21 protein-coding genes are annotated in these 25,369 nt (G+C 73.2%); 17 read left to right on the top strand and 4 right to left on the bottom strand.

Going from position 1 to position 25,369, the window contains the following annotated elements; genetic code table 11:
- The first annotated feature begins 69 nt into the window (after nucleotides 1-69).
- Nucleotides 70-1,203: an epoxide hydrolase family protein gene (locus FSY66_RS11435; RefSeq protein ID WP_144795063.1), complete on the top strand. Its 1,134-nt coding sequence runs from the start codon at nucleotides 70-72 to the stop codon at nucleotides 1,201-1,203.
- Between the two features lie 344 nt (nucleotides 1,204-1,547).
- Nucleotides 1,548-2,567, top strand: coding sequence for a CobW family GTP-binding protein (locus FSY66_RS11430; protein WP_144795061.1), 1,020 nt, complete (start codon nucleotides 1,548-1,550; stop codon nucleotides 2,565-2,567).
- 45 nt (nucleotides 2,568-2,612) lie between these two features.
- Here FSY66_RS11430 and larC read toward each other — a convergent pair whose 3' ends face one another.
- Complete coding sequence (gene larC, locus FSY66_RS11425) at nucleotides 2,613-4,046, bottom strand: nickel pincer cofactor biosynthesis protein LarC (protein WP_144795059.1); 1,434 nt, start codon at nucleotides 4,044-4,046, stop codon at nucleotides 2,613-2,615.
- Between the two features lie 96 nt (nucleotides 4,047-4,142).
- Here larC and FSY66_RS11420 point away from each other — a divergent pair, with 96 nt between their 5' ends.
- The 4 genes from FSY66_RS11420 to FSY66_RS11405 all read left to right on the top strand — a co-directional run bounded on the left by FSY66_RS11420 (nucleotide 4,143) and on the right by FSY66_RS11405 (nucleotide 8,382).
- Complete coding sequence (locus tag FSY66_RS11420; protein ID WP_144795057.1) at nucleotides 4,143-5,555, top strand: lactate racemase domain-containing protein; 1,413 nt, start codon at nucleotides 4,143-4,145, stop codon at nucleotides 5,553-5,555.
- On the top strand, nucleotides 5,552-6,436 hold the full coding sequence (larE, locus tag FSY66_RS11415) for an ATP-dependent sacrificial sulfur transferase LarE (RefSeq protein ID WP_222115536.1): 885 nt from the start codon (nucleotides 5,552-5,554) through the stop codon (nucleotides 6,434-6,436). The genes FSY66_RS11420 and larE overlap by 4 nt, the downstream gene beginning before the upstream one ends.
- Nucleotides 6,429-7,154, top strand: coding sequence for a nickel pincer cofactor biosynthesis protein LarB (gene larB, locus FSY66_RS11410; protein WP_144795055.1), 726 nt, complete (start codon nucleotides 6,429-6,431; stop codon nucleotides 7,152-7,154). Before larE ends, larB begins: the two co-directional genes overlap by 8 nt.
- A gap of 205 nt (nucleotides 7,155-7,359) precedes the next feature.
- A complete protein-coding gene (locus FSY66_RS11405; protein WP_144795053.1) occupies nucleotides 7,360-8,382 on the top strand; it encodes a bifunctional metallophosphatase/5'-nucleotidase in 1,023 nt (340 codons plus the stop codon).
- Between the two features lie 121 nt (nucleotides 8,383-8,503).
- Here the strand turns inward: FSY66_RS11405 and FSY66_RS11400 are convergent, their stop codons facing one another.
- Nucleotides 8,504-8,965 (bottom strand): lamin tail domain-containing protein, encoded by a 462-nt coding sequence (locus FSY66_RS11400; RefSeq protein ID WP_186304553.1) that lies wholly within the window; start codon nucleotides 8,963-8,965, stop codon nucleotides 8,504-8,506.
- 287 nt (nucleotides 8,966-9,252) lie between these two features.
- On the opposite strand from FSY66_RS11400, the gene FSY66_RS11395 reads away from it, so the two are divergent.
- Together FSY66_RS11395 and FSY66_RS11390 are read left to right on the top strand one after the other, a co-directional pair.
- On the top strand, nucleotides 9,253-10,170 hold the full coding sequence (locus FSY66_RS11395) for a D-isomer specific 2-hydroxyacid dehydrogenase family protein (RefSeq protein ID WP_186304552.1): 918 nt from the start codon (nucleotides 9,253-9,255) through the stop codon (nucleotides 10,168-10,170).
- A 343-nt stretch (nucleotides 10,171-10,513) separates the two neighbouring features.
- Nucleotides 10,514-11,269 carry a hypothetical protein gene (locus tag FSY66_RS11390; RefSeq protein WP_144795049.1) on the top strand — a complete coding sequence of 252 codons (756 nt, stop codon included), beginning with the start codon at nucleotides 10,514-10,516 and terminating at the stop codon, nucleotides 11,267-11,269.
- 7 nt (nucleotides 11,270-11,276) lie between these two features.
- Here the strand turns inward: FSY66_RS11390 and rlmC are convergent, their stop codons facing one another.
- Nucleotides 11,277-12,428, bottom strand: coding sequence for a 23S rRNA (uracil(747)-C(5))-methyltransferase RlmC (rlmC, locus tag FSY66_RS11385; protein WP_144795047.1), 1,152 nt, complete (start codon nucleotides 12,426-12,428; stop codon nucleotides 11,277-11,279).
- A gap of 80 nt (nucleotides 12,429-12,508) precedes the next feature.
- Between rlmC and FSY66_RS11380 the strand changes: the two genes are divergently transcribed.
- The 3 genes from FSY66_RS11380 (at nucleotide 12,509) to FSY66_RS11370 (ending at nucleotide 16,341) form a co-directional block, all read left to right on the top strand.
- Nucleotides 12,509-13,294, top strand: a complete 786-nt coding sequence (locus tag FSY66_RS11380; RefSeq protein WP_144795045.1) for a hypothetical protein — start codon at nucleotides 12,509-12,511, stop codon at nucleotides 13,292-13,294.
- A 45-nt stretch (nucleotides 13,295-13,339) separates the two neighbouring features.
- A complete protein-coding gene (serA, locus tag FSY66_RS11375; RefSeq protein ID WP_144795043.1) occupies nucleotides 13,340-14,542 on the top strand; it encodes a phosphoglycerate dehydrogenase in 1,203 nt (400 codons plus the stop codon).
- Between the two features lie 113 nt (nucleotides 14,543-14,655).
- Nucleotides 14,656-16,341, top strand: coding sequence for an SLC13 family permease (locus tag FSY66_RS11370; RefSeq protein WP_144795041.1), 1,686 nt, complete (start codon nucleotides 14,656-14,658; stop codon nucleotides 16,339-16,341).
- Nucleotides 16,342-16,498: 157 nt separating this feature from the next.
- Here FSY66_RS11370 and FSY66_RS11365 read toward each other — a convergent pair whose 3' ends face one another.
- A complete protein-coding gene (locus tag FSY66_RS11365; protein WP_144795039.1) occupies nucleotides 16,499-17,254 on the bottom strand; it encodes a PepSY domain-containing protein in 756 nt (251 codons plus the stop codon).
- Nucleotides 17,255-17,537: 283 nt separating this feature from the next.
- Here FSY66_RS11365 and FSY66_RS11360 point away from each other — a divergent pair, with 283 nt between their 5' ends.
- The 6 genes from FSY66_RS11360 to FSY66_RS11335 are packed head-to-tail and all read left to right on the top strand — an operon-like array spanning nucleotide 17,538 to nucleotide 25,368.
- On the top strand, nucleotides 17,538-18,332 hold the full coding sequence (locus FSY66_RS11360) for an FhaA domain-containing protein (protein WP_144795037.1): 795 nt from the start codon (nucleotides 17,538-17,540) through the stop codon (nucleotides 18,330-18,332).
- Nucleotides 18,325-18,807 (top strand): FHA domain-containing protein FhaB/FipA, encoded by a 483-nt coding sequence (locus FSY66_RS11355; RefSeq protein ID WP_144795035.1) that lies wholly within the window; start codon nucleotides 18,325-18,327, stop codon nucleotides 18,805-18,807. The genes FSY66_RS11360 and FSY66_RS11355 overlap by 8 nt, the downstream gene beginning before the upstream one ends.
- 3 nt (nucleotides 18,808-18,810) lie before the next feature.
- On the top strand, nucleotides 18,811-20,391 hold the full coding sequence (locus FSY66_RS11350) for a PP2C family protein-serine/threonine phosphatase (protein ID WP_144795033.1): 1,581 nt from the start codon (nucleotides 18,811-18,813) through the stop codon (nucleotides 20,389-20,391).
- The gene (locus FSY66_RS11345) at nucleotides 20,391-22,049 is read left to right on the top strand and encodes an FtsW/RodA/SpoVE family cell cycle protein (protein WP_144795032.1); all 1,659 of its coding nucleotides are present in this window, start codon (nucleotides 20,391-20,393) and stop codon (nucleotides 22,047-22,049) included. Before FSY66_RS11350 ends, FSY66_RS11345 begins: the two co-directional genes overlap by 1 nt.
- Nucleotides 22,046-23,491, top strand: a complete 1,446-nt coding sequence (locus FSY66_RS11340) for a peptidoglycan D,D-transpeptidase FtsI family protein (RefSeq protein ID WP_144795030.1) — start codon at nucleotides 22,046-22,048, stop codon at nucleotides 23,489-23,491. The genes FSY66_RS11345 and FSY66_RS11340 overlap by 4 nt, the downstream gene beginning before the upstream one ends.
- Complete coding sequence (locus FSY66_RS11335) at nucleotides 23,488-25,368, top strand: protein kinase domain-containing protein (RefSeq protein WP_144795028.1); 1,881 nt, start codon at nucleotides 23,488-23,490, stop codon at nucleotides 25,366-25,368. Before FSY66_RS11340 ends, FSY66_RS11335 begins: the two co-directional genes overlap by 4 nt.
- The last annotated feature ends 1 nt before the right edge of the window (nucleotide 25,369 follow it).

Here is a 25,369-nt window from a genome sequence, read left to right as displayed (position 1 = left end):
ATCCCCCGGCCTCACGCGTCCCGGCCCCTGCCAATAACGTCATGCCCTCTTACACCTAGACTGATCGCCATGGACACCGAGCAGATCGCCCCGTACACCCTGGCCATCAGCGACGACGCGATCTCGGATCTCCATCGCCGCCTCGATGCCGCCCGCTGGCCCGATGAGAATCCCGATGCCGGGTGGTCCGACGGGCTCCCTCTGGACTATGCCCGGGAGCTCGCCGACCACTGGAGAACCCGGTTCGACTGGCGCGCCCAGGAGGCCCGCCTCAATGCCGTCCCGCAGTTCACCGCCCCCATCGACGGCCACGACGTCCACTTCTTCCACGTCCGCTCCCCTCGGAGCGGCGCCGTGCCGCTCGTCCTCGTCCACGGCTGGCCGAGCGCCCCCACCGACTTCTTCGGCATGATCCCGGCTCTGACGGAGCCGCAGGCGGGTGAGCAGGCCTTCGACCTGGTCATCCCCACGGTCCCCGGCTTCGGGATCTCCGGCCCGGTCTCCGGGTGGACCGTGGCGCGCGTCGCCGACGCCGTCGCGGTGCTGATGCAGCGCCTGGGCTACGACCGGTTCCTCGCCCACGGCTACGACATCGGGGCCGGCGTCGTCCGGGAGATCGGCATCCGGCACCCGGAGGCGGTGGCGGGGATCCACACCACCGGCATGATCGGCGGCGAGGAGCTGACCGCCGAGACGGCGGACATGTCCGTCCCCGAGGAGGCTCGCGCGGTCGAGGCCGGGCGCCGGTACGCCTACGACCTCGGCGCTTACGCGATGCTGCAGGGCACCAGGCCCCAGTCGCTGGCCTACGGGCTCACCGACTCCCCGATCGGACTGATGTCCTGGCTCGTCGAACGGTTCCGGGACTGGTCCGGCGTGGAGGGCGGCCCCGAGGAGGCCCTGGATCGCGACGAGATGCTGACCGTCGTCGGCATCTACTGGTTCTTCGGCACGCTGGGGTCGTCCGCGCGGTACTACAAGTACGGCCTGCCCGCCTGGGGCGAGCCCCTGCCGGCGTCCTCCGTGCCCACGGCCATCCTCGCGATGCCTCAGGACATCATGCGGCCGGTGCGCCGGCTCGCGGAGAAGACCGATCGGATCGTCCAGTGGACGGAGGCCGAGCGCGGCGGGCATTTCGCGGCGTGGGAGCGCCCGTCCATGGTCGCCGACGACATCCGGGCGGGCATCGGCCACCTGCGCTGATCCGCCTGACCGCCGAGCGCAGGCCCGCAGCCGCAGGTGCGGCCGCCCTCCGGCCTGGGCCTCAGGCGTCCCGTCGGGCACCCGAGACCCCGGTTCAGACCGAGACCATCCCCATCGGCACCGTCCAGTCAGTGGACTCGCTGCGGAAAGGCGGATCCTCATGAATGTCATCCGGCACGTCGCTCTCCTCGTCGCCAGCCTCCTCGCCTCCCTTTTCGCGTGCCGGTCATGCTCGTGCGGCGCCGAGCCCCCTCCGGGGCCCCGCGGCTGCGGAGCAGGCGCCCCGCGTACGGTGGACGCCCCCAGTGGAACCGCCTGATCATCCGAGCCCTCCGAGGAGCCCCATGTCCACCCGCGTCCCCGTGATCGCCCTGACCGGCCACCTGGGCGCCGGGAAGACGAGCCTGCTCAACCACCTGCTGCGCGCCCCCGGGGCCCGGCTGGGCGTGGTGGTCAACGACTTCGGCGAGCTCAACGTGGACGCGGCCCTGGTCTCCGGTCAGGTCGACGAGGCGGCGTCGATCTCCGGCGGCTGCCTGTGCTGCCTGCCGGATGCGGGCGGGCTGGACGAGGCGCTGCGGCGTCTGGCCCGGCCCCGGCTGCGCCTGGACGCGATCCTCGTGGAGGCGTCGGGGGCGGCGGATCCCCTGGCGCTGTCGCGCATCATCGGCAGCTCGGAGGTCGCGAACGTGCGCCACGGCGGGGTGATCGAGGTGATCGACGCGGTGACCCATTTCCGCACCGTCGACACCGGTGAGATGCCGCCGAACCGCTATGCGGCGGCCACACTGGCGGTGATCGGCAAGGCGGATCTGCTGGGCGGTCAGGAGCGCGACGCCGTGCTCGAGCGGATCGCCGAGCGCGTGCGCCGCCGCAATCCCGACGTGCCGATCGTGCAGGCCGTGCGCGGCGGCATCGATCCCTCCCTGGTCTTCGACACCGCGGCCGACGACGATCCCGCCGACCAGCTGCCCCTGGCCCGCCTGCTGCGCGAGCAGCACGCAGAGCACCACGACCACCAGCACGCCCGTTCCGTCTCCGTGCCGCTGGAGGCCCCGGTCGCACCCGGTCTGCTGGCCGATCTGCTCGAGAACCCTCCGGCCGGGGCCTATCGGCTCAAGGGGCGCGTGCGCGTCCACGGCTCGCGCGGCCGCCGCGGCTTCCTGGTCAATGTGGTGGGGCCCATGATCCACGTCGCCCGCCTGCCGCAGCCGCCGGCCACGGGCGAACTGGTCACGATCGGCCTGGCGCTCGACGAGGACGCGGCCCGTCGGCGGCTCGAGCGGATCGCGGTCTCGCAGCCCTCGCCCGAGGATGCAGCGGGCCTGCGCCGCCTGAACCGGCTGCAGCGCCTGAGCCGGTAGGGCCCGCCGTCGACCGGGCCGCCTCCTCACCGACGCTGCGAGGGCTCAGCCCAGCAGCGTCCGCGCCGCCGCCTTGGCGTGGTCGAGCACCGCGCGCTCGGAGCGCCCCAGGGCGGCAGCGGCACGCGCCACGTCCCGGAACTCCGGCTCCGCGCGGCGGACCGCCCCCGAGTCGTCGCGGGCGATCTTGACCGCGATCGACTGCCCGTCGACGTCGATCTCCGCGAAGGAGCGCGTGCGCACGACCCGCTCGACCGGGGCGTGCCGCACTCCCAGCGACCCGGTGAGCTCCAGGATGCGCTCGGCCTGAGCCTCGACCTGCTCGAGGGGCACCAGGGCATGCAGCGTGCAGGCAGGCCGGCCCTTCTTCATCACGATCGGCGTCAGCCACGCGTCCAGCGCGCCGGTCCCCAGCAGGGCGTCGATCGTCCCGGGCCACAGCCTCGGATCGAGGTCGTCCACATTGGCCTCGAGCTGCACCGCCCGCCGAGGGGTGGCGTGCGCATCCGACGGATCGGCCTGCGCGGCGCCGCTCGGCACCGTCTGCCCCGCCCGAACCGGCGGTGCGTCATGGACGGCCTCGAGCGGGCGGCCGATCACGACCCGCACCGCATTGGGCCGGCCCGGGGTGTCCCGGCCGCCGGCGCCCACGCCCAGGGCCTCCGCGATCATCGGCGGCTGCGGGCCGTGGGAGTCCGCCAGGGTCCGCAGCAGCGCGACGCCCGTGGGAGTGGCCAGCTCGCCGATCCCGACGGCCGCCCCGGGCGTCGACGTCCCGGCCGGATGGGGGCCGCCGGACTCGTGCTCGTGCTCGTCATGATGACGGTGCGGGGCGCGGTCGTGCCCGCGGGGGTGCTCGTGCTGATGCCCGTGCCCACGGGCGGGCAGCAGCTCGCCGGCGACGGCGGGCCAGCCCAGCGTCAGGCGGGCCACCGCCGGCACCGGGACCGGGATGTCGCCGTGGGCGGCGCGGATCCGCCCGGAGCCCACCGCCAGCACCGAGCCCACCGCGGAGCCGATGCCGAGCTGGCGCCAGGCCTCGCACACGCCCACGACGTCGGCCACGGAATCGAGGGCCCCGACCTCGTGGAAGTGGACGTCGTCGGGGTCCACGCCGTGCGTCGCGCCCTCCGCCTCGGCCAGGCGGTCGAAGGCCGCGAGCGCGAGGTCGGCGGTGCGCGCCGGGATCGCGCCGCCGTCCCGGGCGCCGCGCAGCATCGAGCGGATCGACGCCCAGGTGCGGTGGGGCGGGTCGTCCACCAGCAGCTCCACATCCGCCTTGGTGCAGCGCTGTCCGCAGCGATCCACCGGGCGGGCGGCGAGCCGCACGGACCCCGGCAGCAGGGCGTCCACGACCTCCTGGACGCCCTGCAGCGAGGCCCCGGCCTCCACCAGGGCGCCCAGCAGCATGTCGCCGGCGATCCCGGCGGTGGCGTCGATCCAGGCGAGGCGGTCGGTGCGATCAGCGGCGGCGGTCATGGGCCGATCCTCCCAAATGCCGCCGCGGTTGCCCTGCCTTGCCCTCCGTGCGCCATCGCACTTGCACGCTCACGGGGACGGCGGCAGGGTGAATGCATGAGCCAGACATCGTCGTCGTCCTCCGCCGAGCCCACGGTTCCCGACGCCGCCGTCCGGGACACCCCCGCGGCCCCGGAGGGTCCGGCGCCGGAGCCCGACGCCGCGCCGATCCTGCCGATCCCGGAGGGGCTGGTCGAGCAGGCCGCGCGCGTGGGCGGCCCGGACACGGTGCTGACGCAGGAGCAGATCGAGGCCTTCGTCGCCGAGCAGCTGGCCGGCGCGGACGTCGACGGCCGCTCCGTGTGCGTGATCGTGCCCGACGGCACCCGCTCCGTGCCGCTGACCCGCGTGATGCCCGCGGTGCACGAGGCCCTGGCCGGGCGCGCCCGCAGCATCACGGTGCTGATCGCGCTGGGCACCCACGCCGCGATGTCCGAGGAGGCGCTGGGGCGGCTGCTGGGCTACGAACCCGGGCGCCTGCACGAGACCTACCCGGCCTTCGAGGTGGTCAACCACGCGTGGGAGGACGAGTCCCAGATCGCGGACCTGGGCGAGATCGACGCCGAGACCATCACCGAGCTCTCCGGCGGCCTGCTCACCGAGACGCCCATGCGCGTGCAGATCAACAGGCTGTGCGTCGAGTCGGACGTGAACCTCGTCATCGGCCCGGTCTTCCCGCACGAGGTCGTGGGCTTCTCCGGCGGCAACAAGTACTTCTTCCCCGGCTGCTCGGTGCACGACGTCATCGACATCTCCCACTGGGTGGGCGCGCTCATCACGGCCAGCCGCATCATCGGTGCGCTGGGCATCACCCCGGTGCGCCAGCTGATCGACGCCGCCGCGGAGCGCGTCCCGTCGGAGAAGCTGTGCCTGGCCATGGTGTCCCAGGGCTCCACGGACCTGCACGCCATGAGCTTCGGCGACCCCCAGGCGGCGTGGGCCGCGTGCGCCGAGGTCTCCGCGCAGACCCATATCCGCTACGTCGACGAGCCGTACCAGCGGATCGTGGCGATCATGCCCGAGATGTACGAGGACATCTGGACGGGAGCCAAGGGCTTCTACAAGCTCGAGCCCGTGTGCGCCGACGGCGGCCAGGTCATCATCTACGCCCCGCACATCACGGAGGTGGCCGCGATGCACCCGGGGCTGCGCGACATCGGCTACCACAACATCGAGTACTTCACGAAGCAGTGGGACCGGTTCGGATCCCACCCGTGGGGCGAGCTGGCGCACTCGACGCACGTCACCGGCCTGGGCACCTACGATCCCGAGACCGGCGAGGAGCGCAACCGCGTGCGCCGCGCGTTCGCCACGCAGATCTCCCCCGAGGAGTGCGCCGAGTACAACGTCGAGTACGTGGACCCGGACTCTCTGGATCTCGATGCCCTGCGGGCCGATCCCGGCACCCTGGTGGTCGATCACGCCGGCGAGGTCCTGCACCGCCTGAGCAGCGGGCGGCAGTCCCGGTGACCCGCCCGTCCGCGCAGCCCGCCCTGACGGGCCAGGTCCTGGCCGACGCCGAGTCCGTGGCCGGCCTCCTCCGGACCGAGCTGCCCGCCGAGGGCCGCCTGGGGGTCGCCTACTCCGGCGGCGTGGACTCCGCGACGCTGCTGGCCCTGGCCGTGCGTGCCCTGGGCTCCGCGCGGGTGGTCGCCCTGCTGGGGGTCTCGCCGTCCCTGGCCGCCCGCGAGCGCGCGACGGCCCACCAGGAGGCCGCCCGGATCGGCGCCGAGGTGGTCGAGATCCCCACGCACGAGGGCGAGGATCCGGACTACATCGCCAATGACGTGGATCGCTGCTTCCACTGCAAGGACGAGCTGTTCACCCGCATCGACGACGACGTGGCCGCCGACCAGGGCCTGGACGCCGTGGCCTACGGCGAGAACGCCGACGACGCCCTCCGCCGCGACCGCCCCGGCGCACGGGCCGCCGCCGAGCACGCGGTGCTGCGGCCCCTTGCCGAGGCCGGCATGGACAAGGCGCGGGTGCGCGAAGCGGCCCGACAGCTCGGGCTCAGCGTGGCGGACAAGCCCGCCGCCCCCTGCCTGGCCTCGCGCATCCCCCACGGCGAGTCCGTGACGCCGCAGAAGCTCGCCCAGGTCGAGGCGCTCGAGGCCGCCGCCGCGGATCAGGGCTTCAGCGACTCCCGCGCCCGGCACCACGGCACCGTGGCGCGGCTCGAGCTGCCCGTCGACGAGCTCCCCCGCGCCCTGGAGCCGGACGTGCGCGCGGCCCTGGTCCGCGCCGGGCGCGAGGCAGGATTCGCCCACGTCAGCATCGATCTGGGCGGGCTGCAGTCCGGGGCCTTCACCCTGCAGATCCTCAATGCCCGCGGGAGCCTGAGTGCCTGAGCCCCGCGGGTCCGAGCCGACCGGGCGGATCGAGGGGCTCGTGCAGCTCGACCTCGACCGCGCCCGTCGTCGCGGTGCTCCGGAGGCCGTGCTGTCCGATGCCAAGTCCGTCGAGCAGGTCGCCGCGATCGCCGCCGAGTACGCGCGCCTGGCCCGGGCGGGCGATCGCGAGCTCGGCCCGGTCCTGTTCACCCGCGCCGATGCGCCCCGGGCCGAGGCCGTGCTGGCGGCGCTGCCCGAGGCCGCCCACCACGAGCAGGCGCGCCTGCTCGCCTGGCCGCCCGAGCCGCCGCAGCCCTCCGGAGGGCTGGTGATCGTGGCCTGCGCCGGCACGAGCGACCTGCCCGTCGCCCTCGAGGCCCTCGAGACCGCCCGGCATCTGGGTCGGCCCGTGCGGCTGATCGCGGACATCGGCATCGCGGGACTGCACCGGCTGCTCGATGCGCTGCCCGAGCTGCGCGACGCCGCCTGCGTCGTGGCCGCCGCCGGGATGGACGGGGCGCTGCCCACCGTGATCGCGGGTCAGATCGCCGCCCCCGTGGTCGCGCTGCCCACCTCGGTGGGCTACGGCGTGGCCGCCGGCGGCACGACGGCCGCGCTGACCATGCTCTCCGCCTGCGCCCCTGGCATCGGCGTGGTCAACATCGACAACGGCTACGGGGCAGGTCATCTGGCCGCGCAGATCGCTCGCTGGGCGCCGAGGCCCGAGCCCCGCTGACGCGAGGTCATCCGCGGTTCCGGTCCGGACGATCGCCGGTGCCGGCTCTCGATCGACCTGCACGAGGAGACACCCGCTCTGACCTGGAACGCGACGTTCATGACGCGTTCACCGCAGAGCAGGTCAGCGGCAGGAGCCCGTCATCCGGCCCGAGTGGGATGAGCAGGCCCAGACTCCCCTGCCCCTCACGCGATCGGAGTTCGCCATGCCCGCCCTGTCCCGTCGTCGCCTCCTCCTCTCCGCAGCGGCCGTCGGCGTGCTGACGCCCGCGACCCAGGCCGCCGCGGCACCGAACGGCGCCAAGCATGCGGAGGGACGGCGCTTTCCGCTGACCATCCTCCAGACCAATGACTTCCACGGGCACCTGCGCGAGGTCGTCGCCGGGCAGGACGGGCAGCCGCACGAGAACAACGTGGCGAAGTACGCGACGCTCATCGACCGGGTCCGCGCCGAGGAGGACAACGTCCTGGTGCTCGACGGCGGCGACCTCTTCCTGCGCGGCGAGTTCCAGTCGCTGCAGGGCGCCCTGGAGACCCAGATCCTCAAGGCCATCGGCTACGACGCGGCCGTCATCGGGAACAACGACTTCCGGGTGCCGCCGGCCGGCTCCGGCACCCGCGAGTCCTCCTACGAGCAGATGAAGGACTACCAGCGGACCCTGAACTTCCCGATCCTGCTGGGCAACGTGATCGATACCGGGACGGGGAAGCTGCTGCCGTTCGCTCAGGCCCGGACGACCCGGAACTACCGCGGGACCAAGGTGGGGGTCGTCGGCGTCACGTCCATGAAGCCCGAGCTGCGCGGATGGCCGGATGTGGCCGATCTGGACTTCATCGACCCGGTCGAGGCGCTCGAGGGCGGCCTGGTCGCCGAGTCCGAGAAGTTCTCCGACATCACCGTGGTCCTCAGCCACGCGGGCAACGACGACGACCACCGGATCGCCCGGGTCGCGGGCGTGGACGCCGTCATCGGCGCCGACACCCACAAGATCATCCGCACTCCGGAGACGGAGCTGAACCCCGAGGGGCACCTGGTGCCGATCACGCAGGCCGGCGGGGAGCAGGAGCACTACCTCGGCCGTCTGGATCTGGTCTTCGAGGTGCGGGGCGGCCGCTACGTGCTCATGGAGCACACCGGCTTCCTCTACGAGGATCTCTCCGACGTGGCGGAGGACCCCGAGATCGTCGCGCTCATCGACGAGTACCGGGCCCTCGTCGCCGCCGGCTGAGTCGATGGCATGACGAGGGGGCGCTGCTGCAGGCCATCACCGCGTGATGCCCTGCAGCAGCGCCCCCTCGCGCGCAGAACGGGTCCCAGTCGTCGACGATCGACGGTCGCCAGGCCCCGTTTCAGCAGGCGGCGCTGACCCCGCCGCCGCGGTAGGTGCACTTCTCCAGCAGCGCCCCCTTGCCGCTGTAGAGCCGCAGGGTGTCGCCGGTGTTGTTCCAGACGTAGTTCCCCTGCTTCCAGTACAGGGTCGAGGCCGTGTTCGCGCCCTTGCCGGTGCGCACCATGACCTGCTTGCCCGCCGCGATGCGCGTGCCGCGGGGGAAGACGAACGTGTGGTTCGCCGCGTCCTTGATGGAGTAGCCGGTGACGTCGAGGGCCTTGGTGCCGGTGTTCTTGAGGACCACGTACTCGCCGTTGATGTGCGCATTCGTGCGGTCGTCCCGGCCGGCCGGGTCGTACTTGATGGACACGACGTCCAGGGGCTTCACGACTGCTGCCTGAGCGGCAGGTGCGACGGCCAGCGGGGCGACGGCCAGCAGCCCTGCGGAGAGGGCGAGGCTGAGGGTGCGGCGGATCTTCATGGGGACCTCTGGGAACGGGCCCGAGCGCAGCGCGCACGGGTGAGCGGCCGGGTCGGAGTCGCCCGGTGCCAGCACAGTAGCCGCATGAACATACATCGATAGAACCATGACGCGGCGCGTCGACGGCGCCCGGACGGGCGGGGCCCTCCGTCATGCCGACCCAGCCCCTTCTGCCCCGGGTAAGAGAACTTCACATGCCCGTGACCAGGGGCTCCGGACAGGCCCCGTCCAGGGCAGGGGCGGAGGATGGCCCCGGAGACCGACGACGACCCCGCCAGGAGACCGCCATGACCCAGCCCCGCATCCATCTGCTGCCCACCGACGACGACGGCTTCCGCAAGGCCGTGGCCGCCGGCGGCGGGCAGCTCGTCGACGACGCCGCCGAGGCCGATGCCGTCGTCGTGCCGTTCGGCTCCGAGCCGGAGGACCTGCTGCAGGCCGTGGCGCACGACGCGATCCGCTGGGTGCAGCTGCCGTCGGCGGGCATCGAGCGCTTCGCCGACTCCCTCGGTCGCCGCCCGGAGATCGCCTGGACCTCGGCCAAGGGCGCCTACGCCGAGCCGGTGGGCGAGCACGCCCTGGCCCTGACGCTGGCGCTGCTGCGGGATCTCCCGCGCCGCGTGACCGCGACGACGTGGGAGGAGCAGTCGGGCCGGTCGCTGCACGGGATGAAGGCCGCGGTCATCGGCGCCGGCGGGATCGGCCGGCGGATCATGGACCTGCTGCACGTCTTCGACGTCGAGGTCACGGCCGTGCGCCGGCGCCCCGAGCCGGTCGGGCAGGCCGACCGCACGATCAGCGTCCAGGACCTCCCCGACGTGCTGCCCTTCCAGGACGTCGTGATCCTGGCCGCCGCGATGACGGACGACACGCGCCACCTGATCGGGCGCGCGGAGCTGGAGTCCATGCGCACCGACGCGATCCTGGTCAACATCGCGCGCGGCGGGCTGATCGACACCGAGGCTCTCGTGCAGGCCCTGGCGCAGGAGGGGATCGCCGGCGCCGGGATCGACGTCACCGACCCCGAGCCGCTGCCCGACGGCCACCCGCTGTGGACCGAGCCGCGCTGCCTGATCACCCCGCACACCGCCGACACCATGGACATGGTCCGGCCGCTGATCTTCGCGCGGATCGAGCGCAACCTGCAGGCCTTCGCCGACGGAGCGGACTTGGAGGGGGTCGTCGACCCCGAGGCCGGGTACTGAGCCGACGCACCCGCCCGGCCCCGCCCCGTGCCGCAGTCCCGCTGCGCCACGGGGCGGCTCTCTGTCCGGCCCCTCCGCCCCGGGGACGTCCCCCGATCTGGGGACACCGGGCCCCAGCGGTCGACGACCCGCTCGGCCATGATGGGAGGCATCTGCCCGAATGGCCCTGTGACATGGGGCTCGAGGGCCCCTGCGGCCCTCGAGCCCCGCGCTGATCCTCCGGCGGATCGTGCGCACCCGGCCATCGCGCAGACCACGTCGCCGCATCCCCCCACGGCGTCGTCCCTGCTGCCCCTCGACGGCCTCCCCTGCCCGGGACGCCGTCCCGACCGTCAGGATGCCCATGACGCCCACCATGCTCTCCGCACCCCCGGAGCCCCCCAGTGCCCGCAACTCCGTCATCGTCGAGTACCGGACCGTCCACCTCGAGCCGCGCGTGGTCTTCGACGGCCTCACGCGCACGGCGTTCGAGGCCTGCGAAGCGCTGGCCGACGCCCTGTTCGCCGAGCTCTCGAACGAGGGTCCGGAGCAGCCGGCCGCCCACGTGCGCTGCGGCCTCGAGCCGGAGCGGCCGGGCACGTACCTGCTCAGCTTCGAGATCCCCCCGTGCCCCCAGTCGCACGAGCATCGCTCCGGCCTGAGCCGACTGCTCCTCGGGAGCCGCAGAGCGTGCCTCCAGGGCCCGGACCCGTTCCTCCAGGGGGAGCTGCAGTCGGCGACGCAGATCATCGAGGACCTGCTGCTGCTGGTCGATGCGATCTGCTCGACGACCCCCGGGAGGCTGAGCCTCTCCGACGGGGGCGGCGCCGCGGAGGGCGTCGTCGAGATCGTCGACGGCATCCGGGTCCTGCAGCGCGCCCACCGCAGATCCTGGGAGCTGCTGGCCCGCCCGGGGGTCCAGGAGCTGCTGCGCGGGGTCCTGGCGCCGTTCCGGAACCCGGAGATCTACACGATGAACGTGGAGGAGTTCCGGGACCTCGGCAGCCTGGGCAGCAACTGGACCCTGACCGTCAGCGAGCAGCTGTCCCGCTTCGCGGACGGCGGCCGCCTCGAGCTGCCGGAGCCGGCCCGCCCCCGCGCGGCCGGCGGGGCGGGATGACGGCCCGTCAGCGGCGCTCCAGCAGGACGGCGGTCTCCGCGTGCCCCGTGTGCGGGAACATGTCGAGCAGCCGGGCCTCGAGCGGCCGCCACGACGGCATGGCGGCCAGATCGCGCGCCAGGGTGCGGGCACTGCAGCTCGAGTAGATGAGATGCTGCACCCGCGAGCGCTCCAGCCGCCCGGCCAGCTGCGCTCCCAGCCCGCGACGCGGCGGGTTCACGACGACGAGCGGGACCTCGCCGTCGAGCGCACGCTCCACCGCGGTGGCGTCCCCCGCCGAGAAGGAGGCCGAGCCCGGCCCCGAGTCCGGCAGGTCCAGCTCGGCGGCGGCCTCCCGTGCGGCCTCGACCGCCTCGGCGGAGATCTCCACGCCGTGCACTCGGCGCTCCGGCGCGGCCAGGTGCAGCGCGAAGCCGCCCACGCCGCAGTACAGGTCGACGACCTCGGAGGGCTCCAGCCGCCGCGCCCACTCGACGGCCTGCCGGTAGAGGGCGGCGGCCACCTCGGTGTTGGTCTGGAAGAAGGAGCGGGGCCGCAGCCGCAGCGGGATCCCGTTGACGGGCATGCGCAGGCTGTCCTGCTCGGTGAGCACGTGCTCCTCCGGGCCCTCGAGCACGGCCCGGTGCTCGGGCTGGAGATTGGCCGTCACCACGCGCAGCCCGGGCAGGGCCTCGAGCAGCATGCCCAGATGCTCCCTGATCCGCCCGAGCATCCGGGGCGAGCGCAGCACGAAGCGCAGCATGAGCTCCCCGTCGGGGGACGCGGTCACGAGGACGTGCTTGAGCTCACCGCGGCCCTTCGGGACGTCGTAGGGCAGCAGGCGCAGCTGGGCGCAGAACGCCGCGACGACGGGCAGGGCCTGCCCGATCGGCGCCGGGTACAGCGGGCACTCCCGCAGGTCGATGCCGCGGCCGCGGGGATCGAGGATGCCCAGCGTCGGGCGGTCCACGGAGCCGGCGACCACCATCTTCGCCTTGTTGCGGAAGCCCGCCTCGGCACTGGCGACCGGATCGAGCCACTGCAGCGCGGAGACGTCGGCGGCGCCGGCGTCGAGCTGCGAGCGCACCGCCGCCTGCTTGTCGGCGAGCTGCTGCGCATAGGGTTGGTCGATCAGGGTGCAGGAGTCGCACAGTCCTCGGTCGTGGTAGTCGCAGCGCACGGCTGAAACCCTATCCGCCGCCTGCCCGCCCCGATCCCCGCAGTCCCCGATCCGCCCCCTCCCCATCGCAGGAGACGACCATGGCCGACCAGCCCCGGCCCACGCCCTCGCCGTCGGTCATGCGCGGCCGGCGGGACCCCGCGCTGTCGGTCGAGCCCGTCGACTGGACCCCGGCGCCGCAGGTGCGCGCGCGACAGGCCCGGCAGGAGGCCGAGGCCGCCCGGCGCCGGCGCGACCAGGCGCGGCACGAGGCGCAGCGCTGGCGCGACGTCGCGGCCCGGATCGCCGCGGCCCCGCAGCCCGGGCCCGCCCCGGCCCCCGAGGACGCGCTCTACACCGTGGACACCGGCGCGCCGGCCCCGACCGCGCGCGGCTCGCGCCTGCGGCTGTCCGAGGACAGGGTGCACGTCGTGGGCGCCTGGGATGCGACGCTCGAGCAGATGCAGGCCGTCGTCGACGCCCCCGACGACGTCTGGACCGCCGATCTGGGGCGCACCGATCACTTCCTGCGCGGCGAGCTGTGCGTGCAGGTCACGCGGGCCGAGGGCATCGTGGTGGGCATCTACCGCTCGGGCTGGGCGACCGCCCGGCGCCCGGAGGCCCCGCTGCCGGACGAGCCCGGCGCGGATCCCCGCGCCTCCGGCAAGCAGGGGACGCGCTATCCGACGACCCGCAGGGAGCTGCTCAAGCGCCTGCGCGGCGCCGGCTTCGAGGTGGCGACCTCGGGACCGACCCACGGGAAGATCACCCATCCGGATCACCCGGGTCGCTTCCTGCCCTTCGCCTCGACGCCGTCGACCCACCGCCACGGGCGCCACGTCGTCACGGCCGTGCGCCGGGTGTTCGGGATCGACCTGCGGGACTGACCCCGCCGTGCGGCGGCGTCCGGGACGGTCGCTAGGATCGGAGCCGTGAAAGCCCTGCTCCTGGAGAACATCCACACCGAAGCCGAAGACATCCTGCGCCGCCACGGGATCGAGGTCGAGACCCGTCCCGGCGCGCTGGACGAGGACGAGCTGATCGAGGCGCTCGAGGGCGTCGGTCTGCTCGGCATCCGCTCCAAGACCCAGGTCACGCGCCGCGTCCTGGAGGCCCGTCCGGACCTGATGGCCGTCGGCGCGTTCTGCATCGGCACCAATCAGATCGATCTGGAGGCCGCCGCCGAGACCGCCACCCCGTGCTTCAACGCCCCGTACTCCAACACGCGCTCGGTCGTGGAGCTGGCGATCGCCGAGATCATCGCCCTGGCCCGCCACCTCACGGACAAGAACCGCGGCATGCACGAGGGCCTGTGGGACAAGTCCGCCAAGGGCGCCCACGAGGTCCGCGGCCGCACCCTGGGCCTGATCGGCTACGGCAACATCGGCAAGCAGCTCTCCGTGGTGGCCGAGGCCCTCGGCATGCACGTCTACTTCTACGACGTGCGCGACGAGCTGCCCATGGGCAATGCCCGCAAGTGCGCGACCATGGACGAGCTCTTCGAGAACGCGGAGTGCATCTCCGTGCACGTCGACGGCCGCAGCTCGAACCGGAACCTGATCGGGCGGGCCGAGTTCGAGAAGATGCGCCCGCGCACGCTGTTCCTGAACCTCTCGCGCGGGCACGTGGTGGACATCGACGCCCTGCACGACGCCCTGACCTCCGGGCACATCGCCGGCGCCGGCATCGACGTCTACCCCGAGGAGCCCAAGGCCGCGGGCGAGGCCTTCGCATCCCCCCTGCAGGGCCTGCCCAACGTCATCCTGACCCCGCACGTGGGCGGCTCGACCGCCGAGGCGCAGGAGAACATCGGCCAGTTCGTGGCCGGCAAGCTGCTGGACTACATCGAGAACGGCTCGACGGAGCTGGCGGTCAACTTTCCCGAGGCCGCCCTGGCCCCCGTGATCACCGGCGTCCGCCTGCTCCACGTCCACGAGAACGTCCCCGGCGTCCTCTCCTCGGTGAACAGCGTGTTCTCGCAGCACCAGGTCAACGTCGACCGCCAGACCCTCGTCACGCAGGGCACGACCGGCTACCTGGTCACCGACTGCTCCTCCGGCGTGACCCGCGAGGTCATCGACGAGATCCTGGGCCTGGCCGCCACCCAGCGCCTGGCCACCATCGGCGAGCACTGACGCACGCCGGCTCCATCGGGCCGGCGACACCCGGTTGCCGGCCTGATGGAGTGCTGGGAGCATCCCGCAGATAGTCTGAAGTGCCACCGGTCACATCACGATGCGGAGCCCCCATGCCGATCCACCCCTGGTCCGTCCCCGAACCCCGCGACGACGTCCTGCCCGATCATCCGCGCGGCGGCTCGACCCCCGTCGGGCGGAAGGTGCCCGGCGATCACCTGATCGGCCAGGACGCCGACCCGCACCGCAACGAGGAGATCGACCAGCTCTCCCCCGGGGAGCGCGAGCCAGCCAAGCCCACCCGGACGGTGCAGATCCAGTGGCTCGGGCTGGCCGCCGGCCTGGCCCTGGGGATCCTGGTCTACCTCGTGATGCCGGGCGACGTCCCCCACGAGGCCCGCCTGACCGCGGGCACGGCCGTGCTCATGGCCGTGTGGTGGATGACCGAGGCCCTGCCGATCCCGGCCACGGCCCTGATCCCGCTGATCGTCTTCCCCACGCTGGGCTCGACCCCCCTGGACGACGTCGGCGCCTCCTACGGCAACAACGTCATCTTCCTGTTCATGGGCGGGTTCCTGCTGGCGCTGGCCATGCAGCGCTGGAACCTGCACCGGCGGATCGCCCTGCTGACCGTGCGGCTGATCGGCACCAGGCCGCCGCAGATGATCGCCGGCTTCATGATCGCGACCGGCTTCCTGTCCATGTGGGTCTCGAACACCGCGACGGCCGTGATGATGCTGCCGATCGGCATCTCCGTCCTGCTGCTCGTCAACCGGGCCTCCGACGAGATCGAGGACGACGGCGCCCAGGCCGAGGACGACGACGCCGCGCAGACCCCCGTGAAGTCCGACTTCGGCACGGCTCTGATGCTCGGCATCGCCTACGCGGCATCGATCGGATCGCTCGGCACGATCATCGGCACCCCGCCCAACACCCTCCTGGTGGGCTACATGTCCTCCGAGCACGACGTCCAGATCGGGTTCGGGCAGTGGATGCTCGTGGGCGTCCCGCTGGCCGTGGCCATGATGGCCGTGTGCTGGGTCCTGCTGACCAAGGTCCTCTTCAAGCCCGAGATCGACGAGATCCCCGGCGGGAAGCAGCTGATCGAGGACGAGCTCGCCAAGCTCGGCGCGGCCTCCCCCGGCGAGAAGCGGGTGCTCGTGATCTTCGTGCTCGCCGCTCTGGCCTGGGTCTTCGTCCCGCTGGTGACCGACTGGGTCGGCGCCGAGACGCCCCCGATCACCGATGCCGGGATCGCCATGCTCGTGGGGGTGCTGCTCTTCCTGCTGCCCGCCGGAGCGGCGCGCGGCGTGCGCCTGCTCGACTGGGACTCCGCGCTCAAGCTGCCGTGGGGCGTGCTGCTGCTGTTCGGCGGTGGCCTGGCGCTGTCCGCGCAGTTCTCGTCCTCCGGGCTCACCGAATGGATCGGCGAGGTCGCCTCCGGGCTCGGCGGCCTGCCCGTCGTGCTGCTCGTGGCGCTGTTCGCGGCCGGCATCCTGTTCCTGACGGAGCTGACCTCCAACACGGCCACCGCGGCCACCTTCCTGCCCGTGGCCGGCGGCATCGCGCTGGGCATGGGACTGGATCCCCTGCTGCTGGCGATCCCGGTGGCGCTGGTGGCCACGTGCGCGTTCATGCTCCCCGTGGCCACCCCGCCCAATGCGATCGCCTACGGGTCCGGGTACGTGACGATCCCGCAGATGATCAAGGGCGGCCTGTGGCTCAACCTCGCGGGCCTGGTGCTCATCACGCTCGTGACCATGACCCTGGCCGCGTGGGTGTTCGGCGTGCTGGGCTGAGGACACGCCGCTGTCGCACCGGCCGCGCCGGGGACGACCGCGCCCTCAGGACGGACGACGCACGGCCCGTCGCTCCCCCGGCGGGGATGCGACGGGCCGTGCGTCGTCGTGATCGCCGCGATCGCGGCTCACCAGGGCCGGTCCCGGCCGGCGGCGATCAGCTGTCCGTGCCCACGACGTCGCCCGAGTCCGCGTCGACCTCGACCTCGATCTCGTCGTCGAACTCGACCGTCCACCCGGTGCGGCCGTCGTCCTCGCCCAGACCGACCTCCGTCACCGTGCCGTCCTGATCCGCCGAGGCCGCCTCGACGGCCTCGCTCAGCGACGTCCCGACCGAGGCGGGATCGACGTCCTGGTCGTCATCGGACTCGGTCTCGATCACCTCGGTGGACAGGTCGTCGGCGACGCGCACCTCCTGCTCCTGGGTGCCCTCGACCACGGTCACCTCCCAGCCGGCGTCGCGGGCGTCCTCGACCGAGACTGCCGTGGAGCCGTCGAGCGTGCCCTCGGCGGCCCCGAGGATCTCGTCCAGGTCCGCGGGATCCGTGGGGATCCCCGCGCCGGCCGCGACGCCCCCTCCGGCGCCCTCCGAGGCCTCGGATGAGGGCTCATCGGAGGCATCGTCCGAAGCGTCGTCCGCCGCGTCCTCCGAGGCGTCGTCCGTCGCATCGTCGGTGGAGTCCTCGGTCGCGTCGTCCGTGGCCTCGGCCGTGGTGGCGTCGTCGCCGACGGCCTGGGAGGCGGAGTCCTCGGCGGAGGCGCCGCCCTCCTGGGCCGCCTCCTCGCCGCCTCCGCAGCCGGCCAGGACCAGTGCGGACAGCCCCAGCGCCGGCAGGGCCAGGCCCAGCGAGCGGCGGCGGGGAGCGCGGGAGAAGGCGGACAGGTTCCTCTCGGTGGTCTGCTCGATATCCATGGCACCACCTTGAAGGATCGCGCCCCAGGTCACAAGCGCGCAGCGAGCGCCGCGACCGCGCTCCCGCGGTCCGCCCGGCTCAGCGGACGTCCATGTCCGGCACACCGGACGCCCATCCTGGTGTGGCTGGATGACCTCTGCTCGCGATGCCCCGAGGCGGTGCGCCGGATACCGTCTACTATCCTGGGAGCACATCTGCACCCTGGCGGCCCGAGACGCATCGGGAGCACGCTGTCCCCCGCGGCAGCGACCGGCGCACCCGACGACCGTGGAAGGAGGGCGCATGGGATTCCTGGACAATCTGGAACGCGGCATCGAGAGAGCCGTGCGCACCGCGTTCTCCACGGGGTCGAGCCGCCGCATCGAGGCCGTCGAGATCGCCAGCGCCCTGCGCCGCGAGCTCGACGAGCACTCCTTCACCATCTCCGCCGGCCGCACCATGGCGCCCAACGACTTCGTCGTGGAGTTCTCCGACGAGGACTTCCCCCGCGCCCAGGAGTGGGGGACCCCGCTGGCCGAGGAGCTGTGCGAGGTCGTCATCAAGCACGCGCGCTCCCAGGCCTACACGCTGCAGGGCTCGGTGCGCGTCTCCTTCACCCGCAGCCCCGAGATCGAGCGCGGGCGCTTCGAGATCATCTCCTCCGCGCGGCGCACCAGCGCCGAGGACGCGGCGCCGGCGCCCTCCGCGGCCCGGGAGGCCCCGCGTCCTGCCCCGGCCGCCGGCCGGCCGCTGCGCGAGCAGTGGGAGCCTCCCCACCGCACCCCCGAGCACTGGATCCCCGTGCTGGATGTCGACGGCCAGCGCCTGAGCATCGAGGCCGATTCCGTGGTGCTGGGCCGCTCCTCGAGCGCCGACGTCACCGTCGAGGACACCGGGGTGTCCCGCCAGCACCTCGAGATCCGACGCGAGGGCGAGCACTGGCTGGCCGTCGACCTCGGCTCGACCAACGGCTCCCTCGTGGACGGCGAGCGCCTGCGCGGGCGCACGGAGCTCGTCAACGGCGCGGTCATCGAGATGGGCCGCACCCGCATCGTCTTCCGGCTCGTGGCCCCCAGGAGGAACCGGAAGAATGTCTGAGCTGACGGTCACGCTGCTGCGCTTCGGCTTCCTGGCCCTGCTGTGGGCCATGATCATCGCCGTGGTCCTCACGCAGGGCCGCGACCTGTCCGTGGACCGCCGCCGCCGTCCCGCCGGGCGCAGCGCCTCCGGCCGGGGCCGGCCCGGGCCCGCCGGCGCGGCCGCCGAGCCCGCCGCGCGCCGCCTTCCCGGCACCCTCGTGGTGCTCGACGGCCCGACGGCCGGGCGCGCCCATCAGCTCGGCAGCGCCCCCGCGACCATGGGCCGCTCCCCCGACTGCGACATCCCGCTGGAGGACGACTACGCCTCGGGGCGCCACGCCCGCCTCTTCCCCCAGGGCTCCCGCTGGTTCCTCGAGGACCTCGGTTCGACCAACGGCACCTACCTCGACGAGCAGCGTCTGACGCGCGCGGCGGCCGTGGACGCCGGACGGCCCTTCCGCGTGGGCAAGTCCGTGCTGGAACTGAGGTCCTGACGCATGGCCCTCGCCTTCCGCTTCGCGGCCCGCTCGGATGTGGGCAGGATCCGCTCCAAGAACGACGACTCCGCCTACGCCGGACGCCACCTGGCCGTCGTCGCCGATGGCATGGGCGGCCATGTGGGCGGCGACGTCGCCTCCGCCTCGGCCGTGATCGACCTGACGCACCTGGACCGCGACGGCTACGCCGGCCGCGCCGTGACGGAGCTGGCCGACGAGATCCAGAACGCCAACCAGAACCTCGCCGAGCTGGTGCGCCAGCAGCCGCGGCTGGCGGGGATGGGCACCACCGTGACCTCGCTGCTGATCGACGGCGACCAGATCGCGCTGTGCCACATCGGCGACTCCCGCGCCTACCGCCTGCGCGGGGACGCCTTCGAGCAGATCACGACCGATCACACCTTCGTGCAGCGGCTCATCGAGGAGGGCCGGCTGCGCCCGGAGGAGGCCGAGACGCACCCCCATCGCAACGTGCTCATGCGCGTGCTGGGCGATGTCGACGCCTCCCCCGAGCTCGAGGCCGAGGTCTACGACGCCGCCGTCGGCGAGCGGTGGCTGCTGTGCTCCGACGGCCTCAACGCCGTCGTCAAGCCGTCGGCGATCGAGGAGCTCCTGCGCTCCGACGCAGAGCTCGACGAGATCGCCCAGACCCTCGTGCGCGCCACGCTCCAGCGCGGCGCCCCGGACAACGTCACCGTCGCGGTGCTGGAGGTCGTCGACGCCGCCGACCTCTCCCCGATCGACACGGAGCCCACGGGGGCCGTGCCCGACCCCGACGAGGCGCTGACCTCGGATCAGCTCACCGAGCGGGCCCGCTCCTCCGCCCCGGACCGGGGCTCCGAGGCCCCCGAGACGCCCGCGCCGTGGGCGGCCGCCGAGCCCGACCACGAGGACGGGCCGGGGCCCCGGGACTCGAGCGCCGCCGAGCTGCGCCGGGGGCTCGACGAGCTGCCGCACGTGCTGGTCGGCGCGGCCGCCAATGCCACGCAGACCGGCCGCATCCCCACGGTCAGCGACTCCGCGGCCGCGCGCCGCGCGACGCTCGTGCGCACGTCCGCCGCCGACAGCCTCACGGACATCGCGGAGGTCGACTCCGCGCTGGGCGGGCGCGGAGCGCGGCGCCGCGGCCGGGTCGTCGGGGCGCTCGTGGGCCTCGTGGTCATCGCCGCGCTGGTCGTGGCCGGGCTCCTGGCGCAGAACTGGGTCCGGGAGCAGTACTACGTCGGCTCCGACGGGTCCCACGTGGCGATCTACCAGGGCATCTCGCAGAGCCTGGGCCCGATCTCGCTGTCGGAGATCGAGCGCACCACCGACCTCCCGGTCGACGACCTCCCCGGCTACGCCCGCTCCCGCGTCGAATCCACCATCGCCGCAGAGGATCTCGGCCAGGCCGAGAGCATCGTGCTGGGACTGCGCTCGGACGCCGACCGCTTCGACCGCGAGCAGCAGGAGGAGGCCTCGGACGGCGAGAGCCCCGCGGACGAGCCCTCTCCCTCAGAGACCGGAACGGTCAGCTTCCCCGAGGCGGAGGAGTCCGCCCCCGCCGCCACGGCGGGCGCCGATGACGGAGGGCAGGGCTGATGTCGACGACCGCCCCCGCCCGCACCGCGGCCGCCGGAACCGGCCCCGCGCTGGAGCCGCAGCAGCGCCGCCGGCGCCTGACGGAGCTCGCGCTGCTGCTGCTCGCGCTCGCCCTGGGGGTCGGTGCGAACTTCCTGGTGGACCCCGAGCGCTTCGCGGAGGACAGCGCCCACGTCCTGCGCACGGCCGTCGTGCTCGGCGGCGGTGCTCTGCTGCTGCACGTCATCCTGTGGCTGCGGGCCCCGTACGCCGACCCGTACATCCTGCCGATCGTGGTCACGCTCAACGGCCTGGGCCTGGCCATGATCCACCGGATCGACCTGCTCATGGACTCGACGGCGGCGTCCAGCCAGGTCCTGTGGACGGGCGTGGGCCTGGCGGCCGCGGCCATCGTGCTCGTGCTGCTGCGGGACCACCGCGCGCTGCGTCGGATCACGTACATCTCGCTGCTGGCCTCGGCGATCCTGCTGGTCCTGCCCCTGCTGCCGGGGCTGGGCACCGAGATCAACGGCGCCCGGATCTGGATCTCGATCGGCGGGCGCACCTTCCAGCCCGGCGAGATCGCCAAGATCACCCTGGCGATCTTCTTCGCGGGCTACCTCTCGACCAACCGCGACGTCATCCTGCTGGCCGGACCCAAGATCGGCCCGCTGCACCTGCCGCGCTTCCGCGATCTGGCGCCCCTGTTCGCCGCATGGCTCGTGTCCATCGGCGTGCTCGTCCTGCAGCGCGACCTCGGCACCGCGATCCTCTTCTTCGGGCTCTTCGTCGCCATGCTGTACCTGGCCACGGGCCGGCTGAGCTGGATCATCCTCGGCCTGATCTTCGTCGCCGCCGGCGGCGTGGTCGCCTCGCAGACCTTCGGCCACGTCGCGGCCCGCCTGGACTCCTGGATCCACGCCTTCGACCCGGAGATCTACGAGGCGCCGGTCGGCGGCTCGCGGCAGATCGTCCAGGGCATCTTCGGGCTGGCCTCGGGAGGGCTGTTCGGGCAGGGCTGGGGCCAGGGCCGTCCCGACCTGGTGTCCTACGCCAACTCGGACATGATCATCGCCGCCTTCGGCGAGGAGCTCGGGCTCATCGGCGTGAGCGCGATCCTCGTGCTCTTCTTCCTGCTGGCCTCGCGCGGCTTCCGCGCCGCGCTGGGCACGACGGACACCTTCGGCAAGCTCCTGGCCGCGGGCCTGGCCTCGATCATGGTCATCCAGCTGTTCGTCGTGGTCGGCGGCGTCACCCGGGTCATCCCGCTGACCGGGCTCACGACCCCGTTCATGTCCGCCGGCGGCTCGTCGATGCTCTCGAACTGGATGATCGTGGCGATCCTGCTGGCGATCTCGCACTCCGCACGCCGCCCGCTCGTCCACGGGCCCGCCACCGATGCGGAGATCGCGGAGTTCGAGGCCCACGAGCAGGAGGACGCCGAGCGGGCCCGGTCCGAGGAGAGGGCGCGCGCCGAGCGGGCCGAGCGCCGCCGGGCCCGGCGGGAGCAGCGCGGCTCCGCCGACCGGGACCACGGCCCCGCAGCGGCCCCCGGCCCCCCGGACTCCCAGCGGCCGGAGGCCGCGAAGGGGTCCTGGCCCGCCGCGGAGGACGAGCCCACCGAGATCCGCCCCGTCGATCGCCGCCGCGACGAGCCCGAGAGAGGAGGCCGGCCGTGAACCGCTCGATCCGCCATGTCTGGCTGGCAGCCGTCGCGATGTTCGCCGTGCTGCTGCTGGCGCTCACGTCGATCATGTTCTTCCAGCAGCGCTCGCTGGCCGCCGATCCCTGGAACACCCGCTCGCTCTACGAGCAGTTCGGCCGCGACCGCGGCTCGATCCTGGCCGGCGGCGAGGAGATCGCGCGCTCCGTGCCGGCGGAGGGCGACTACGCCTACGCCCGCGAGTACCCGCAGGGGGACCTCTACTCCGAGGTGACCGGGTACTTCTCGCCCGTCTACGGGGCCACGGGCCTGGAGAAGGAGATGGGCGACGAGCTCTCGGGCTCCTCCGACGACCAGTTCTACGACCGCGTCATGTCGACCCTGTCCGGCGATCACCAGACCGGCGCCTCCGTCGAGACCACCCTGGACCCCGAGCTGCAGCAGATCGCCGACGAGTCCCTGCAGGGGCGCCAGGGCTCGATCGTCGCGCTCGAGCCGGACACCGGGCGCATCCTGGCCATGGCCTCGTCCCCGGACTTCGACCCCAACGCCATGTCCTCGCACGACACGGAGGAGGTCGTGGCCGCCGCGGACGCCTACCACAGCGATCCCGCCGATCCCATGACGAACCGGGCGATCGGCGGCGACCTCTACTCGCCGGCCTCGACATTCAAGATCATCGACACGGTGGCCGCGCTGGAGTCGGGCGAGTACACGACCGACACCGAGATCCCGAACCCCGCCGAGCTCGAGCTGCCCGGCACCTCGATCTCGCTGCCGAACTACCGCGGCGGACCGTGCGACGCCCGCGACGTCGCGGACCTGCAGTTCGCGCTGGAGAACTCGTGCAACGTGCCGTTCGCGCAGATCGCGATGGACCTCGGCGAGGAGCGGATCGCCCAGACGGCCGAGAACTTCGGCTACGGCCAGGAGATCGCGATCCCCATGGACGTCACGCCGTCGTCGTTCCCCACGGGGATGACCGATGCCGAGCTGGCCATGGCATCCATCGGCCAGTACGACGTCCGCTCGACCCCTCTGCAGGTCGCCATGGTCTCGGCGGCGATCGCGAACGACGGAGTGCTCATGAAGCCCCAGGCCGTCGACCAGGTCCGCTCCTCGGACCTCTCCGCGATCCAGGGCTTCGAGCCCGAGCAGATGAACCAGGCGACATCGAAGGACGTCGCGGACACCGTGGAGGAACTGATGGTCTCCGACGTGGACAATGGGATCGCACGCGGTGCCGCCGTCCCCGGCCACTCCGTCGCCGGCAAGACCGGCACGGCCGAGATCGGATCGGAATCCGGGCTGACCGACTCCTGGTTCACGGGCTTCGCCCCGGCCGACGACCCGGAGATCGCGATCGCCGTCGTGTTCGAGGACGTCGACGTCTCCACTGCGTCCACCCTGACTTCCCCCAGTGCCCAGCGAATGTTCGAGGCGGTGTTGAATCGATGAGACCGTCCAAGAAGACCGTCCTCGGCGAGAGGTACGCCCTGACCGACCGCATCGCGATCGGCGGCATGGGCGAGGTGTGGAAGGCCAAGGATCAGGTCCTCGGCCGCATCGTCGCCGTCAAGATCCTCAAGGAGGAGTACAACGGCGATCCCAACTTCCTCCAGCGCTTCCGCGCGGAGGCCCGGCACACCGCGCTGCTGAACCACCCCGGCGTCGCGAACGTCTACGACTACGGCGAGGACGACGGCTCCGCCTATCTGGTCATGGAGCTCGTGCCCGGGGAGCCGCTGTCGAACCTGATCGACCGCGACCGGCGGCTGCCCGTCGACGACGTCCTGAACTACATCGGCCAGACCGCCCGCGCACTGGCCGCCGCCCACGCGCAGGGCCTGGTGCACCGCGACGTCAAGCCGGGCAACCTCATGATCACACCGGAGAAGCGGGTCAAGGTCACCGACTTCGGCATCGCGCGCGTGGCCGATCAGGTGCCCCTCACGGCCACGGGGCAGGTCATGGGCACCGCCCAGTACCTGGCGCCCGAGCAGGCCACCGGCCAGACGGCCACGGGCTCCTCCGACATCTACTCGCTGGGCATCATCGGCTACGAGTGCCTGGCCGGGAAGCGGCCGTTCACGGGGGACTCGCAGATCGCGATCGCGCTCGCGCAGGTCAACGATCCCCCGCCGCCCCTGCCCAAGGACATCCCGGCCGGCGCCGCCGCGCTGATCATGTCGATGCTCGCCAAGGACCCGGCCGACCGCCCGTCCACGGCGGGCGCCCTGGCCGGCGCCGTGGACGCGATCCGGCGCGGGGATCTCGAGGCGGCCGCGGCGGCCGTCCCCGGCATGCGCCCCTTCCTGGATCAGGGCCGGTCCCCGCGCTCGGACGACGGCGGCCCCCGCTCCCGCGGCTCGAGCGCCGCGGCGGCGGGCGCCGCCGGAGCCGCCGGAGCCGCGGGAGCCACCGCGGCCTCCGCACGGGGCGCCGGGGACCGGGCCGACGACGCGACCGCCGCCATCGACGCCGTGCCCCCGGCCGCGGGCACCTCCGCGAGCCCGGACCGAACCGGCAACCCCGCCGCCCCGGCGTCGCCGGCGGGAGGACGCGGCGGCAGCTCCGCGAGCGCGGGCGGTTCGGGCGCCGGCTCCGGCCGCCTCCTGATCTGGCTCGTCGTCGTGCTCGCACTGGCCGTGGTCGGCCTTCTGACGGCTCTGCTGATGTCCGGCGGGCAGACGTCCGGAGCGCCCGAGGGCACCGTGTCGACGTCGTCGGCCTCGTCCTCGACCCAGCCGGGCGCGGCCGCCGTCGAGGTCGTCGCCGAGGACCTCATCGGCCAGGACGTCGACGACGTCGTGGCGGATCTGACGGCCCGCGGGCTCAACGTGGAGCAGGTGGCCCAGGCCGGCAGCGCTCCGGAGGGGGAGGTCCTGGCGGTCTCGCCCGCGGGCACCCTGTCCCCCGGGGACACCGTGACCGTGACGCATTCGAGCGGGCCCGAGATGGTGACCCTCCCGGATGACCTGACGGGGCGCCCTGCCGGCGAGGTGACGGGAGAGATCACCGGCCTGGGCGTCAACGTCGACGTGTACTACGAGGAGACCGACGCCCAGGACGACGGCGACGTCGTGCGGGTGCAGCCCGGCGGCGGCGAGGAGGTGGAGGTCGGCTCCTCCGTCGACCTCTACGTCGCGGGCAGCGCCGATGGCGCGGGCCCCTCCCCGACGACCTCGGAGGCGGCCCAGCCCAGCGCGGCCGCCCCGGCCCCCTCGTCCCCGGAGCCGGGCGGCCCCGAGACCGAGACCGAGCAGACCGCAGAGACCGCAGCAGGCGCCGCCCCGGCGGCCGATGCCGCCGAGTCGCTGCCGGCGGAAGGCTGAT

The organism is Kocuria palustris (genome assembly GCF_007666205.1).
GTDB classification, from domain to species: domain Bacteria; phylum Actinomycetota; class Actinomycetes; order Actinomycetales; family Micrococcaceae; genus Kocuria; species Kocuria palustris_A.
The sequence above is the reverse complement of the archived record's forward strand: the minus strand, read 5'-3'. Positions and strand labels throughout refer to the sequence as shown.